The 15057-nt window shown below is 30.3% G+C and carries 15 protein-coding genes; all 15 read left to right on the plus strand.

The features are described 5' to 3' along the window. Nucleotides 1-39 precede the first annotated feature (39 nt). Nucleotides 40-1431: an MATE family efflux transporter gene (locus KQI77_RS01930; protein ID WP_216387743.1), complete on the plus strand. Its 1392-nt coding sequence runs from the start codon at nucleotides 40-42 to the stop codon at nucleotides 1429-1431. Nucleotides 1432-1524: 93 nt separating this feature from the next. Next, on the plus strand, nucleotides 1525-1650 hold the full coding sequence (locus KQI77_RS13135; RefSeq protein ID WP_301281668.1) for a hypothetical protein: 126 nt from the start codon (nucleotides 1525-1527) through the stop codon (nucleotides 1648-1650). A 130-nt stretch (nucleotides 1651-1780) separates the two neighbouring features. Then, a complete protein-coding gene (locus KQI77_RS01935; RefSeq protein ID WP_216387746.1) occupies nucleotides 1781-2701 on the plus strand; it encodes an SAM-dependent methyltransferase in 921 nt (306 codons plus the stop codon). A gap of 12 nt (nucleotides 2702-2713) precedes the next feature. Then, the gene (locus KQI77_RS01940) at nucleotides 2714-3877 is read left to right on the plus strand and encodes a PLP-dependent aspartate aminotransferase family protein (RefSeq protein WP_216387749.1); all 1164 of its coding nucleotides are present in this window, start codon (nucleotides 2714-2716) and stop codon (nucleotides 3875-3877) included. Then, nucleotides 3874-4782 (plus strand): PLP-dependent cysteine synthase family protein, encoded by a 909-nt coding sequence (locus KQI77_RS01945; protein ID WP_216387752.1) that lies wholly within the window; start codon nucleotides 3874-3876, stop codon nucleotides 4780-4782. The genes KQI77_RS01940 and KQI77_RS01945 overlap by 4 nt, the downstream gene beginning before the upstream one ends. Before the next feature lie 148 nt (nucleotides 4783-4930). Then, nucleotides 4931-5758 (plus strand): MetQ/NlpA family ABC transporter substrate-binding protein, encoded by an 828-nt coding sequence (locus tag KQI77_RS01950; RefSeq protein WP_216387754.1) that lies wholly within the window; start codon nucleotides 4931-4933, stop codon nucleotides 5756-5758. Between the two features lie 34 nt (nucleotides 5759-5792). Then, the gene (locus KQI77_RS01955; RefSeq protein WP_216387757.1) at nucleotides 5793-6803 is read left to right on the plus strand and encodes a methionine ABC transporter ATP-binding protein; all 1011 of its coding nucleotides are present in this window, start codon (nucleotides 5793-5795) and stop codon (nucleotides 6801-6803) included. Continuing rightward, nucleotides 6796-7458, plus strand: coding sequence for a methionine ABC transporter permease (locus tag KQI77_RS01960; protein ID WP_216387759.1), 663 nt, complete (start codon nucleotides 6796-6798; stop codon nucleotides 7456-7458). The genes KQI77_RS01955 and KQI77_RS01960 overlap by 8 nt, the downstream gene beginning before the upstream one ends. Before the next feature lie 80 nt (nucleotides 7459-7538). Continuing rightward, nucleotides 7539-8882, plus strand: coding sequence for a phenylacetate--CoA ligase family protein (locus KQI77_RS01965; RefSeq protein ID WP_216387762.1), 1344 nt, complete (start codon nucleotides 7539-7541; stop codon nucleotides 8880-8882). Nucleotides 8883-8916: 34 nt separating this feature from the next. Beyond that, nucleotides 8917-9429: a 2-oxoacid:acceptor oxidoreductase family protein gene (locus KQI77_RS01970; RefSeq protein WP_216387764.1), complete on the plus strand. Its 513-nt coding sequence runs from the start codon at nucleotides 8917-8919 to the stop codon at nucleotides 9427-9429. A 7-nt stretch (nucleotides 9430-9436) separates the two neighbouring features. After that, complete coding sequence (locus KQI77_RS12915) at nucleotides 9437-9739, plus strand: 4Fe-4S binding protein (protein WP_216387767.1); 303 nt, start codon at nucleotides 9437-9439, stop codon at nucleotides 9737-9739. After that, nucleotides 9736-10914 (plus strand): pyruvate ferredoxin oxidoreductase, encoded by a 1179-nt coding sequence (porA, locus tag KQI77_RS01980; protein WP_216387770.1) that lies wholly within the window; start codon nucleotides 9736-9738, stop codon nucleotides 10912-10914. Before KQI77_RS12915 ends, porA begins: the two co-directional genes overlap by 4 nt. Then, on the plus strand, nucleotides 10904-11812 hold the full coding sequence (locus KQI77_RS01985; RefSeq protein ID WP_216387862.1) for a thiamine pyrophosphate-dependent enzyme: 909 nt from the start codon (nucleotides 10904-10906) through the stop codon (nucleotides 11810-11812). Before porA ends, KQI77_RS01985 begins: the two co-directional genes overlap by 11 nt. A 17-nt stretch (nucleotides 11813-11829) precedes the next feature. Next, entirely contained in the window at nucleotides 11830-13014 is a 1185-nt protein-coding gene (locus KQI77_RS01990; RefSeq protein WP_216387773.1) for a pyridoxal phosphate-dependent aminotransferase, read from the plus strand. 195 nt (nucleotides 13015-13209) lie between these two features. After that, entirely contained in the window at nucleotides 13210-14442 is a 1233-nt protein-coding gene (gene fabF / locus KQI77_RS01995; protein ID WP_216387775.1) for a beta-ketoacyl-ACP synthase II, read from the plus strand. The last annotated feature ends 615 nt before the right edge of the window (nucleotides 14443-15057 follow it).

The raw sequence follows: 15057 nt of genomic DNA on the forward strand, positions 1-15057 counted from the left end.
GTGATTTTATTTAATATATATAAATGAATGGAGGATAAGATGGAAGCAGTATCAAAAAATAAGATGGGTGAAGAACCTATAAAAAGTTTAATGTTAAAAATGGGAATACCAATGATTATATCTATGGTATTGCAAGCAGTATACAATATAGTAGATAGCTATTTTGTAAGTTGTATGAAGGATTCTGGTAATATAACTGGTATTGGTGAGTATGGAGTTAATGCATTAACTCTAGCATTTCCTATTCAGATGTTAATTGTTGCAGTAGGAGTTGGAACAGGGGTAGGTATAAATGCTTTACTTGCAAGAAGTTTAGGACAAGGGGATAGAGAAAAAGCTAGTAAGATAGCAGGTAATGCAATATTCTTAGGAATATGTATGTATATAGTATTTTTATTGTTTGGAATATTTGGAGTAAATCTATATATAAAATCTCAAACTTCAGACCCAATAGTCATAGATATGGCACAATCATATCTAAGTATATGTACAATATTATCTTTTGGAGTAATTTTATATACAATATATGAGAAATTATTACAAGGAACAGGTAAAACTACATTATGTACTATAGCACAGATAATAGGAGCAGTTACTAATATAATATTAGATCCTATATTCATATTTGGATATTTTGGTCTTCCTGAGATGGGGATAAAAGGTGCAGCATATGCTACAGTAATAGGGCAAATGGTATCTTTTATTTTAGATTGTATATTCCATTATAAATATAATAAAGATATAGATGCAAGTTTTAAATATATAAAGCCTGAGAAAAAGATAATAGGTCAAATATATAAGGTAGGACTACCCGCAATAATTATGCAAGCACTTATGTCTATTATGACTTATGGAGTAAATATAATATTCGGAATAGTGTCAGGGGCAGCAGTAACTGCTTATGGTGTATATTATAAAATTCAACAGTTTGTGTTTTTTGCAGCTTTTGGATTAAATAATGCAATAATTCCTATTGTATCATTTAATTATGGTATGAGAGATAAGGAGAGAGTTCAAGAAGGAATAAAATATGGGATAATATATACACTTATTATTATGGCGATAGGATTGGTTGGACTTCAATTATTTGCAAATCAATTAATAGGAATTTTTACACTTTCAAAAGAAACTCATCGTTTGTGTATATTATCTATAAGAATTGTTACATTAGGTTATCTATTTGCAGGAGCGAATATTGCTTATCAAGGAATATTTCAAGCATTAGATTCAGGACTTACTTCATTAGTGGTATCTTTGCTAAGATTAATAATAATAGCACTACCACTTGCTTATATATTTACCAAGTTAAATAATGCTACTACAATAATATGGACGAGTTTCCCTATTGCAGAAGGAGTAGCTATGATAATAGCTATATTTATAATGAAAGCATTAAAAAGAGACAAGGTAGACAATTTACTGGAAAAATAAAAAATTACAAAAAATGTTGACATATACAGAAATTACGTGTAATATATAAAATATACAAAACATATTAAAATACTAGGAAATGGAGGGGAAATTATGAATACATCAATAATTAATGAAAAGAATACACAAGTTAATATATTTAACAATAATACATGTTGTTGCTGTAGTAATACAATTATATATTACTATAGCTTCTTTTCATGCATAAAATCTTATTGATGGATTTGTTATTACCTTTATAGAGAAAGGGCAGATGCAAGGAAAAAGCATCTGCCCTATTTTTTTACTCTTTAGGAGGTTATATTGTTTTATAACATAATTTGAAAGTGTACAGAAAAGTGAGGAAAGGATGATTAGAATGATTAGTGGGGAAGCTAGTGTTACTGCTAAAATATGTGCTTTTGCTAGAGCTCATCATTCAAAGTGTGGTAAAGAAATTATATATGATGATTATTATGCTTATGAATTACTAGGCAAGGAAGAATATAACAATGTAAAAAATAAAATAATTAAAATTCTAAGCCAAAAGTGTTGGGAGATTCCTACGCTAGATACGTGGGATGGATTTATAAATGAATTAATTTCACCAATTATATTAGCAAGAATGAAATTTGCAGAGACAAAGTTAGAAGAATTTAATACAGATGAAAATGAAGAGATTCAATATGTTATATGTGGAGCTGGATTGGATAGTTTTATGTTTAGAAATAATCATAAAAATATAGATGTATTTGAGTTGGATCATATAGATACTCAGAATTATAAAAAAGAAAGGATTAAGCAGTTAAATTGGAATATAAATAAAAATACTAAACTTATATCTATAGATTTTGAAAAGCAAAATATAAAAGATGTATTATTGAATTCAGGATTCGATCCTAAGAAAAAATCGTTTTTTGCAATACTTGGAGTGACATATTATTTAACATTAGACACATTTGCAGAAACGCTGAAGAGTATATCTAAAGTAGCTAAAGGTGAAAGTCAAATTGTTTTTGACTATCCTGATAAGGATATAGTTAAGAGAGGGATTATGAATAGCCGAATGAGTGCACTTGAAGATATAACTAGTGCATTAGGAGAAGAAATGAAAGGGGGAATGAATTATAGAGAACTTGCCAAAAAATTTAATGAGGTTGGGTTTCATATAAGTGATTATGTAACATCACAAGTTATACAAGAAAAATATTTAGATGCAAGATATGATGACTTAAAAGCATATGAAAATATTAATTTTGTTTTAGCAGAAAAAAATATATTAAATTACTAGGAGGAAAAGAAAATGTCAGAATTAAACAAAAAATCAACAATACTAATTCATGGAGGAATTGATGGAGATGAAAGAACAGGAGCGGTAAATGTTCCAATATATCAAACATCTACCTATAAACAAATATCATTAGGAAAACATAAAGGATATGAATATTCAAGAACAGGAAACCCTACGAGGGAAGCCTTAGAAAAGTTAATAGCAGAGTTAGAGCATGGAAACTATGGTTTAGCATTTGCTTCAGGAATGGCTGCAATTACTGCAGTACTTACATTATTTAAAACAGGGGATAAGATATTAATATCTAAGAATGTTTATGGAGGTACATTTAGAGTATTAAATAATATCTTTGATAATTTTGGAATAAGCTATGAAATTGTAGATACATTAGATGAAGGAAAGTTAGATGTAGCAGTTAATAATGCTGATGTAAAAGCAATATTAGTTGAAAGCCCTGCTAACCCGCTAATGACTGTAACTGATATAAGATTAGTAGCAAATGTAGCTCACAAACATAATAAACTACTTATAGTTGATAATACATTTATGACTCCATATCTACAGAGACCTTTAGAATTAGGCGCAGATATAGTAGTTCATAGTGCAACTAAATATTTAGGCGGTCATAGTGATCTTATTGCAGGTCTTGTTGTAGTAAATGATGATGAATTAGCTGAGAGGTTATATTTTATACAGAATTCTACTGGTGGAGTATTGCAACCATTTGATTCATTTCTACTTATAAGAGGTATAAAAACTCTAGGTGTAAGAATGGATAGACATGAAGAAAATGCTAAGGCAATATCAAGGTGGCTTCTAAATAACAAGGCGGTTAAAAATGTATACTATCCAGGACTAGAACAAGATCCAGGATATGATATTCAGAGTAGACAAGCTGATGGGGCAGGAGCAATGATATCCTTTGAGTTAGAAGATAATTATGATATAAGAGAATTTTTTGAAGGACTTAAGATTATATCTCTTGCAGAAAGTCTTGGAGGTGTGGAGTCATTAATATGCCATCCATCTTCAATGACTCATGCATCTATACCAGAAGATATAAGAAAAGCAGTAGGGATTACAGATAAATTAATAAGATTGTCTGTTGGAATAGAAGACAAAGAAGACCTTATAAATGATCTAAATAATGCAATAGAAAGAGGGAGAAAGCAATGATATATGAAGAAATGAAGGAACTTATAGGCAATACTCCGTTAGTTAAATTAAATTATTTAGATAATAAAAAAGATGTTAATATTTATGCCAAGTTAGAATTATGGAATCCATCTGGAAGTGTGAAAGATAGAACAGGATTATATATGATAAAAGATGCAGAAAGAAGAGGAATTCTTCATAAAGGGAGTACGATAGTTGAAGCAACAGCAGGTAATACTGGTCTTGGAATAGCTATGGCTGCACTAAATAAAGGATATAGGGTGATATTTGTAGTGCCAGATAAGTTCTCAGAAGAAAAACAAGATTTGATGAAAGCATTAGGAGCAGAAATTATTAATACTTCTAGACAAGAAGGAATGTTAGGAGCAGCAAGGGAAGCTGAATTAATAAAAGCTAAAATAGAAGGGGCAATATCTCTAGAGCAATTTAAGAATCCGTATAATCCACTTGCTCATTATGAAACTACAGGTAAAGAAATTTATGAAGAGATGAAAGGAAAAATAGATTATTTTGTAGCAGGTGCAGGGAGTGGAGGAACATATTCAGGTGTAGTCAGATATCTTAAGGAAAACAATCCTAATATAAAAGGAATATTAGCGGATCCAGTTGGATCAACTATGGGAGGAGGAGAACATGCTGATTATGATATAGAAGGAATAGGTAATGATTTTATAGCAGATACTATGGATATGTCTTTAGTTGATGAAGTTATAAAGGTTACAGACAAAGAAGCATTTGATACTACAAGGTTACTTGCTAAAAAAGAAGGAATCATTGCAGGATCTTCATCTGGTGCAGCACTAGCTGCTACATTGAAATTAGCAGCTAAAATAGATAGTGGAAATATTGTTACTTTGTTTCCTGATAGAGGAGATAGGTATTTTAGCAAACATTTATATGGATAAAATTTCATTATATTCAATAAACAGATATAAATTTTGCTTATAATATATTTTGATTATATCAAAATATAAAAAATATATATTACCATATATGGTTATATAAGTATATAATGTGAAACATAATAAATTATTTTAAAGGGGGAAAATAAAAATGAAAAAATTAGTGAAATTAATTCAATTATTTTTATTAACAATTTTAAGTGTTTCATTAATAGCATGCCAAGAAGGAGGTGAAGAAAAGAATAATAAAACTTTAAAAGTTGGTGTATGTGCAGGACCTTATGGTGATATGTTTGAAGAAGCAATAAAACCCTCCTTAGAGAAAAAAGGATATAAAGTGGAAATTGTTGAGTTTTCAGATTATGTACAACCTAACAATGCTTTAGCAGATAAAGAAATAGATTTAAATATGTTTCAACATTCAACTTATCTAAACAATTTTAAATCAGAACATGGATTAGATCTTACTTATATAACAGAGATACCTACAGCAGGTATGGCAATATTCTCAGATAAATATAAGAATATTGATGATATAGAAGAAGGTGAAACTATAGCAATACCTAATGATGATACTAATCTATCTAGATCATTAAGAGTTTTAAAGCAAGCAGGAATAATAGATTTAGATGAAAATATAGATCCAGCAAAAGCAACTATAGATGATATAAAAGAAAATCCTAAAAAATTAAAATTTACAGAAGTTGGAGCAGAAGTGATGGTAAGTGTTTTAGATAGTGTTGGAGCTGTTGTTATAAATGGCAATTATGCTATAAGTGGAGGACTTAATTTATCAGATGCACTTTATAATGAAGAAATACAAGAAGGATATTTTAATGTAATAGCAATTAGAACAGAAGATGAAAAGTCACAATTTGTAAAAGATATAAAAGAAATTGTTAAGTCAAATGAATTTAAATCAGTAATAGAAGATAAAAATAGTCAATATGTATCATTTTCAAGACCTAAAAATTATTAATTGAAGAGGGTGATATATAAGGTAGGTGATATTAATGGTGGAGTTAAGAAATATAAATGTAAGTTTTAATAATAGAAAAAAAGAATTTAAGGCAATAGATAATGTTTCATTATCAATAAAAAGTGGAGAAATATATGGAATAGTAGGTTCTAGTGGAGCGGGTAAGAGTACTCTTCTTAGAACAATAAATCATCTTCAATCTATAGATAGTGGTGAGATAATAATTGGAGGTAAAAACGTTGAGAGGTATTCTGGCAAAGAGCTTAGAAATCTAAGAAAGAATATAGGAATGATATTTCAACATTTTAATTTGGCAGAGAGCAAAACAGTTTATAAAAATATAGAATTTGTATTAAAAGAATCTGGAAAATCTTCAAAGGAATCAGAAGCTAGAATAAAACAACTTTTAAAATTTGTAGGACTTGAAGAAAAAATAAATGAATATCCATCTAATTTATCTGGTGGACAGAAACAAAGGGTAGCCATAGCAAGGGCACTTGCTAATAATGCCAATATACTACTATGTGATGAGCCAACATCAGCCTTAGATGTAGAAACAACTAATTCAGTATTAAAATTATTAAAGGATATAAATAAAAAATTAGGAGTGACTATAATAATAATAACTCATGAACTTGAGGTAGTGAAAGAAATATGTGATAGAGTTGCAGTAATGAAGGATGGAAGAATTATAGAAGAAGGAAATGTATATGATGTATTTACTAATCCTAAAGAAGAATTTACTAAACATTTAATAGGACATACTCAACAATTTGAGATTCCAATAGAAATTATAGATATATCAAAAGGACCTATTCTAAAATTGACATATTTAAATGAAAATGCAGAAGAAGCTTTAATATCTAACGTGTCTACAAAATATAATATAGAATTTAATATACTTCATGGCAAGATTGAATATATAAGTGGTAGACCAATAGGAATATTATATATAAATGTATTAGGAAACAAAGAAGTAGTAGAAGAAGCTATTGAGTACTTGAGAGAAAAAACAGAAAGATTAGAGGTGATAAGAGATGTTTAAATTTGATAATCAGATATTAGACTTAATAAAAAGATCGTTAAGCGAAACAGGATATATGGTATTAATTTCTCTTATAGCGGCAGTATTAATAGGTGGACTATTAGGTTTGTTTTTATATTTAACGTCAGAAAGGTTATTTGTAAAAAATAAAGTTATTAATTCCATACTAGGGGTCATATTAAATGTAGTTAGATCCATTCCATTTTTGATTTTAATGATATTTTTATTGCCGTTAACTGCTTTAATAGTTGGAACAAAGATAGGAACTACAGCAGTAATAGTTCCATTATCTATAGCATCTATAGCTTTTTTCGCAAGGCTTGCAGAAGCATCATTTTCAGAGGTTGATAGAGGAGTTATAGAAGCAGCAATAGCATCAGGAGCTAAGAAGGTGAACATAATATTAAAGATATTGATTCCAGAGGCGGCTGCAGCATTAATTAAAAATATAACTGTAACTGCAATATCTATATTAGGATTCTCAGCAATGGCAGGACTTATAGGTGGCGGTGGAATTGGAGACTTAGCTTATAGATATGGATATCAAAGATATCAACAAGATGTAATGATAGTATGCGTAATAATACTTATAGTGTTAGTACAGTTGATTCAAATTATAGGAGATGGTATAGCGAAAGTAATAAATAAGAAATAATTAATATTGCAAAATAAAAAATAGAATTAATTCATAGTAAAAATATATGAATAGTTTGAATACAGAAAGGAAGTAATAAAATGACAGTAACAGATTTTAATAAAGATACAGAAGAAAAATATTGGGATAAGGAATTAGAAACTTTACCTAGAGAGGAGTTAGAAAAATTACAATTAGAAGAATTAAAGGAGATTATAAGTTTTGCTTACGATAATTCTCCTTATTATAAGAGAGCTTTTGATAAAGCAAATGTAAAACCGACGGATATAAAATCTTTAAGAGATTTAAGAAAATTTCCATTTATAAGTAAGCAAACAGAAAGAGAGACTCAAGGAGTAGGAAGTTTTGTAGGAGAATTATCAGCAGTACCTGAAGAAGATATAGTTTTTATATCAACTTCTAGTGGTTCAACTGGTGTACCAACAATGAGTCCATTTACTAAGAAGGACTTTGATGAATTTCAAGAAGTAGAGAGTAGATTATTTTATCAAGCAGGAATGAGGAAAACAGATAGGTATGTACATGCATTAAACTTTTCGTTATTTGTAGGCGGTCCAGATGTAATAGGTGCCCAAAATTTGGGAGCTTTATGTATATGGGCAGGTACTATTCCATCTGAAAGATTACTTTTTATTTTAGAAACATATAAACCTACAATGATATGGACTACACCATCATATGCTTGGTATTTAGGAGAAACAGCAAAGAAGAAAGGAATAGACCCAGCAAAAGATTTAGCTATAAATAAAATTATAGTTGCAGGAGAACCTGGAGGTTCAATAAAGGCAACAAGAGAGGCTATAGAAGAATTGTGGGATGCAAAAGTATATGATTTCTTTGGAATATCAGACATATTTGGAGCTTGCGCAGCTCAATGTGAAGTTCATGATGGCTTACATATAGCTGAAGATCATGTATTGGTGGAAGTAGTTGATATAAATACTGGAGAAGCATTGGAAGATGGAGAAGTAGGAGAATTAGTATTTACAACATTAAGAAAACATGCACGTCCAATGATTCGTTTTCGTTCTGGCGATGTGGGCTATGTTGATAGAAGCAAATGCTCATGCGGACGTACTCACACAAGAATTCATGTAGTAGGACGTAAGGATGATATGTTTATAGTGTCTGGGGTTAATGTATTTCCTAGTGATGTTGAATATGTTATACGTGGAATGAAAGGACTTACAGGAGAGTATCTAATAAGAGTTTCTGATAAAGATTTTACAACTAAATATTCAGTTGAGGTAGAGAAAGCTGCAAGCAATACAGAAACAAATGAAGAATTGAAGTTAGAGATATCTAAGGCTCTAAAGGCTAGAGTGGGTGTTAAACCTGCAGAAGTGCTTATCTTAAAAGATGGAGAACTTCCAAGAGCAACTCATAAGGCGAAGAGAATTATAGATGAGAGAAGTAAAAAATAGGATTTTGAGATTTTAGTTATTAGGAGATGGTTTTATGATAGAAGTAAGATGGCATGGAAGAGGAGGACAAGGAGCATTTACTGCATCTAAGATATTAGGTGCAGCTGCTATACCAGATGGCAAGAATGCACTTGCCTTTCCATCATTTGGGCCTGAAAGGCGTGGAGCTCCTATTCAAGCTTTTACAAAGATAAGTGATAAAAAAATTTCAGATAGAAGTGTAATAAAAAAGTGTGATTATATAATCTATTTAGATGAAACTTTATACAATAGTGATACAAAGGGTGATTTAAAGACAAATGGAAAGATATTAATTAATTCAAAACATAATTATGAAGATGAAGATATTATATCTATAGATGAAGATAAAATAGCTCGAGAGATATTGGGTAAAACTGTAGTTAATACTGCTATGTTAGCTGCTTTAGCTAATATATCTGGTATAGTGAAAATAGAGAATTTAAAAGAAGCTTTGGCCCTATATTTACCTGAAAAAATATTAGATAAGAATAAGAAGATAATAGAAACTATTGTAAGAAAGGAGTGAGAGTGTTGTGATTAAACCTACGTTAAGAGAAGATAAGAAATATGAAAAGCTATCAGAATATCCTGAAGCAACTTGCTATGAGGCAGGATATTTAGTAACTAAAAATTCAGGATGGAGGAATAAAAGACCAGTTATTAATAAAGAAATATGCCTAGAATGCTATAGATGCTATATGTATTGTCCAGATGGGGTTATATTTAAGAAAAAAAATAATGGTATAGATATTGATTATGATTTTTGTAAGGGATGTGGAATATGTGCAAAGACATGTCCAGTTCAAGCTATAGAAATGGAGGATGAAGGAAAATGACAAGCAAAAAATTCATATCAGGAAATGATGCCTTTGCTGAAGGGGTAAGACTTGCAAAACCAAATGTTATATCAGCATACCCTATAACACCACAAACAATAGTGGTTGAGAAACTATCGGATATGGTAGAAGATAAAAGTTTAGATAGTGAATTTATACATGTCGAATCAGAGCATTCTGCATTATCTTGTGCTATAGGTGCATCAGCAATGGGGGTAAGGACATTTACAGCTACTTCTTCGCAGGGATTATTATATATGGCAGAATGTTTAGCATATGCAGCTGGAGGAAGATTCCCTATAGTTATGATGAATGCTAATAGAGCTACAGCACTTCCTTGGAATATATATGGTGATCAGAGAGATTCAATAGGATTATTAGACCAAGGATGGATACAAGTATATGTAGAAGATGCACAAGAAAGTTTAGATATGGCAATTATGAGTTATTATATTGCTGAACATAAAGATGTAAGAGTACCCATAATGGTTAATTTAGATGGATTTGTATTAACTCATACTTATGAAGCAGTAGAAGTTCCAACTAGTGAGCAAGCAGATAGATTTTTACCACCATATGTAACTAAAAACAAGATGGATATAGATAATCCAGTTAATATGGCATTTACAGCTGGACCAAATGATAATATGGAATTTCAATTATTACACCATAAAGCTATGAATAATGTAAGCAGAGTAGTAGAGGAAGCTGATAGAAAATTCTATGAGATATTTGGAAGAAGTCATGGTGGAATGATAGATGGATATAAAATAGATGATGCAGATTATATACTTATTACTATTGGTAGTATAAGTGGTTTAGTACGTAATGTTGTAGATGAATACAGGGATAAAGGAATCAAGGCTGGAGCAATTAAGATTAGATTTCTTAGGCCTTTTCCATATAAAGAACTATCTGATGCAGTAAAAGATGCAAAAGCTATAGGCGTTTTAGAAAAAGATATTTCGTTTGGATATGAAGGAACAGTGTATACAAATGTTAATTCAGCCCTTATCAAAACAGGAGTTTATAAAAAGAATTATAATTTTATAGGCGGATTAGGTGGCAGAAATATATCTAAAAAAAATATACAAGAATGCTTCAATATAATTATTGAAGGTGGTGAGGAAAAAATAAATTGGATTGGATTGGGGGTAATAGATGATGTCAATTAGAATAACAGCAAATAATATATCGGATAACGAATTTTTCTATGGACACAAGGCATGTGCTGGATGTGGAGGTAGTTTAGCAGTTAGAATGGCACTTAAGGTTTTAGGAGAGAGAACATTTACAGCTATTCCTGCTGGCTGTATGTCTGCTGTGGGGTTTAATTTTCCACAATTATGTTTTTCTAATAATGCTATTATATCTACCTTTGCAGGAACTGGTTCAATGCTAACTGGAATGGCAGCAGCAGCAAAGGTTCTTAAACTAAAAGACTATAATATTGTAGGAATAGCAGGCGATGGAGGAACTGCAGATATTGGAATTCAAGCTCTATCGGGAGCAATTGACAGAGGAGACAAGATTATATACATTTGTTATGATAATGAAGCATATATGAACACTGGAATTCAAAAAAGTGGGCTTACACCATTTGGAGCAAAGACTACAACAACTCCAGCAGGCAAAAATGTTCATGGTAATATAAAGAATAAAAAGAATATGTTTGAGATAATTGCAGCACATAATATTCCTTATGCTGCAACAGCAAGTATTGCTTATATGGAGGATTTTTTATATAAGGTTAAAAGAGCATCTGAAGTAGATGGTCCGTCTTATATACATGTAATTGCACCTTGTCCAACAGGGTGGGGCATTCCGGTTGATGAAACTGTAAATATAGCAAAAGAGGTTGTAGATTGTGGATTATGGTATCTTGCAGAATACTATGATGGAGAGTTCTATATTAATAAAGTTCCAAAGCAGTTTTCAAGTATAAAAGATTATTTGAAAAAACAATCAAGATTTAGTAAGCTTGATGAGAATGATTTAACATATATAGAAGAACAAAGAAATGAAAAATGGAAACAGATAAAAAGTAAATGGATAACACAGAAGTTAAGTTAGAAAGGAAAGTATAATATATGAAAGAATTAAGCGCTAGAACTGAAAATTTTACTGATTCGGTTATAAGACGAATGACAAGAATTGCCAATAAGTATGGTGCTATTAATTTATCTCAAGGATTTCCGGATTTTGATCCACCCAAGGAAATTACAGATAAATTAGCCGAAGTAGCATCAGTAGGACCACATCAATATGCAATAACTTGGGGAGCTGATAATTTTAGAGAAGCATTAGCTAGAAAACATGAACGTTTCTCAGGAACTAAAGTAGATAAAGACAAAGAGATTGTTGTAACTTGTGGAAGTACTGAAGCTATGATGGCTGCTATGATGACAGTGGCTAATCCAGGAGATAAAGTTGTTATTTTTTCTCCGTTTTATGAAAATTATGGTGCTGACACAATATTATCAGGAGCAGAACCTATATATGTACCTTTAGTTCCACCACAATATACATTTGATCCAAATGTGTTAGAGGATGCATTTAAACAAGGGGCACGAGTGCTTATATTATGTAATCCATCTAATCCTTGTGGCAAAGTATTTAATTATTCTGAACTCGAAATAATAGCTAAACTTGCAATAAAGTATGATGCTTATGTTATAACTGATGAAGTATATGAACATATTGTATATGAGCCTAACAAACATATATATATATCTACACTTCCTGGAATGAAAGAGAGAACTATTATATGCAATTCTTTGTCTAAGACTTATTCTATTACAGGATGGAGGTTAGGATATATTATTGCTAATGAAGAAATAATAGAAAGAGCAAAGAAGGTACATGACTTCTTGACAGTAGGAGCAGCTGCACCACTTATGGAAGCTGCTGTAGTTGGGCTTAACTTTAAGGATGACTATTATAAAAAGCTTCAAGAACATTATACGCATATGAAAGATTTATTTGTAGGAGGACTTAGAAAATTAAAATTTAATTTTACAGAACCTCAAGGAGCATATTATGTGCTTATGGATGTAAGTGAATTTGGAGTTAAAGATGATATAAAGTTTTGTGAATGGATGGCAGAGCATGTTAAAGTAGCAGCAGTACCAGGATCAAGTTTCTTCAAAGAAGATATTCATAATATTATTAGATTTCATTTTGCTAAGGAAGACGCAACTCTAAATGAAGCACTAACTAGATTATCAGCATTAAAAGAAAAAGCTAATAATGCTATAAATGTTAATTGGCGATAAAATCATTATTTATATTTTATCCCATAAATTCTTGAAAATATATATCGTTGACATTATTATGTAAAATAATCTATACTTATTAGTGTAAATTTAGTGAATTATTAAGTATAATCATAACTATAATAATTTAATATGTAAAAGTCTCGGTTAATTAAAATTAATAAGGGATAGCTTATGTAAAATTGGGAGGATGTAATGAATAGAGTTGTAATTACGGGAATGGGTGTTGTATCACCTATAGGTAATAATATGAAAGAATTTTGGGGAAATATAAAAGAAGGAAAACATGGAATAGATAATATAACTTCTTTTGACACTACTGATTTTCCTATTAAGGTGGCAGCTGAAGTTAAAAACTTTGATCCATTATTAGCATTAGATAAAAAAGAAACTAAAAGAACAGATATATATTGTCAATATACATTAGAAGCAACTAGACAAGCTATAGAAGATTGTGGTTGTGATTTTAAAGAATATGATCCATATAGAGTGGGAGTTATTATAGGAAGTGGTATAGGTGGGATGACTACTGAAAACACTGAATATGCAAAGTTCTTAAAGAAAGGAACTAGACATATATCACCATTTATGATACCTATGATGATATCTAACATGGCAGCTGGAAATGTAGCTATGAAATATGGATTTAAGGGAACTAATTACGCTATTGTTTCTGCATGTGCTACATCTACTCATACAATAGGAGAAGCATTTGAAGCAATAAAACATGGTAGATTAGATGCATGTGTTGCAGGTGGTGCAGAAGCTGTTATTAACCCATTTATATTAGGTGGATTTCATAATATGAAGACACTAACTACAACAGATGATAAGGATAGAGCATCTATACCATTTGATAAAGATAGAAGTGGCTTTGTAATGGGTGAAGGTGCAGGAATAGTAATACTTGAAAGTTTAGATAGTGCATTAAAGAGAAATGCTAAAATATATGCAGAGGTTGTAGGATATGGTGCAACAGCAGATGCATATCATATAACAACTCCAGATCCAACAGGAGAAGCAGCAGCAAGAGCAATATTAGATGCCTGTGAAGAAGCTGGAATAAGTCCAGATAAGATAGATTATGTAAATGCACATGGTACATCTACACCAATTAATGATAAATATGAAACAAATACTATGAAGGTTGCATTTAAAGAGCATGCTAAAGACCTTTATGTTAGTTCAACTAAATCTATGACTGGTCATATGTTAGGAGCAGCTGGTGCAGTAGAAGCAATTATATGCGCAAAGGCAGTTCATGAAGGATTTATACCTATGACAGCAGGATATAAAAATTATGATGAAGAATGTGACTTGAATTATGTAACTGAAAAAGGAATAGAAAAAGATTTTGAATATGCTATATCTAATTCTTTAGGATTTGGTGGACATAATGCAGTTGTATGCGTAAAAAAATACAAGTAAGTAATTAATATCAAAATTATATGTTTAAGTAAATAATATAATATGTAAAAAATCCAATGTTATTTGTATTTGATTAATATTATGTTTATAATTAGTATCAATATTATATGTTTTCATAAATAGCATAACTTCATTAAGGATTTCTAAATATAAAAAAATTAAGGTAGCTAAATGTTGTAAACTCACTAAAGCTCGAACAGTACAACATTTTAAACGCTACCTTAATTTTTTTATAATAAGAAATCCTAAAATTCATTATGAAGATTTATTCAAAGCAATAATATTGATACTAATAAAGAAAATCATAATATTAACATTATCAAATAACATTGGATTTTTCATTATCAATATTTACTTAAATCAATAATTTGATATTAATTAACTTAAAAGATAAGTAATAAAAAAATATATTCAATAATTTTTGGGGTTAGAAATACTAAAAAATCTAAGATACTTACAGATTATATAGATACACTAAAAATCACCATAACGCTTAAATAATTAAAATATAATAAGCTTAGTGGAAGTAACCATTATTGTTAAGGTTAGAATTATAGGTGGATATAGAATAGTATAGCCATTAAGAATTAAAGATTAGTATGAATAATATGGAAC

It is taken from the genome of Clostridium sp. MSJ-8, assembly GCF_018918325.1.
In the GTDB taxonomy this organism is placed as follows: Bacteria; Bacillota; Clostridia; order Clostridiales; family Clostridiaceae; genus Clostridium.

Bases quoted from the DNA above. Each gene is read 5' to 3' on its own strand.
- KQI77_RS01930 (WP_216387743.1), top strand. From the start codon at position 40: ATGGAAGCAGTATCAAAAAATAAGATGGGTGAAGAACCTATAAAAAGT.
- KQI77_RS13135 (WP_301281668.1), top strand. From the start codon at position 1,525: ATGAATACATCAATAATTAATGAAAAGAATACACAAGTTAATATATTT.
- KQI77_RS01935 (WP_216387746.1), top strand. From the start codon at position 1,781: ATGATTAGAATGATTAGTGGGGAAGCTAGTGTTACTGCTAAAATATGT.
- KQI77_RS01940 (WP_216387749.1), top strand. From the start codon at position 2,714: ATGTCAGAATTAAACAAAAAATCAACAATACTAATTCATGGAGGAATT.
- KQI77_RS01945 (WP_216387752.1), top strand. From the start codon at position 3,874: ATGATATATGAAGAAATGAAGGAACTTATAGGCAATACTCCGTTAGTT.
- KQI77_RS01950 (WP_216387754.1), top strand. From the start codon at position 4,931: ATGAAAAAATTAGTGAAATTAATTCAATTATTTTTATTAACAATTTTA.
- KQI77_RS01955 (WP_216387757.1), top strand. From the start codon at position 5,793: ATGGTGGAGTTAAGAAATATAAATGTAAGTTTTAATAATAGAAAAAAA.
- KQI77_RS01960 (WP_216387759.1), top strand. From the start codon at position 6,796: ATGTTTAAATTTGATAATCAGATATTAGACTTAATAAAAAGATCGTTA.
- KQI77_RS01965 (WP_216387762.1), top strand. From the start codon at position 7,539: ATGACAGTAACAGATTTTAATAAAGATACAGAAGAAAAATATTGGGAT.
- KQI77_RS01970 (WP_216387764.1), top strand. From the start codon at position 8,917: ATGATAGAAGTAAGATGGCATGGAAGAGGAGGACAAGGAGCATTTACT.
- porA (WP_216387770.1), top strand. From the start codon at position 9,736: ATGACAAGCAAAAAATTCATATCAGGAAATGATGCCTTTGCTGAAGGG.
- KQI77_RS01985 (WP_216387862.1), top strand. From the start codon at position 10,904: ATGTCAATTAGAATAACAGCAAATAATATATCGGATAACGAATTTTTC.
- KQI77_RS01990 (WP_216387773.1), top strand. From the start codon at position 11,830: ATGAAAGAATTAAGCGCTAGAACTGAAAATTTTACTGATTCGGTTATA.
- fabF (WP_216387775.1), top strand. From the start codon at position 13,210: ATGAATAGAGTTGTAATTACGGGAATGGGTGTTGTATCACCTATAGGT.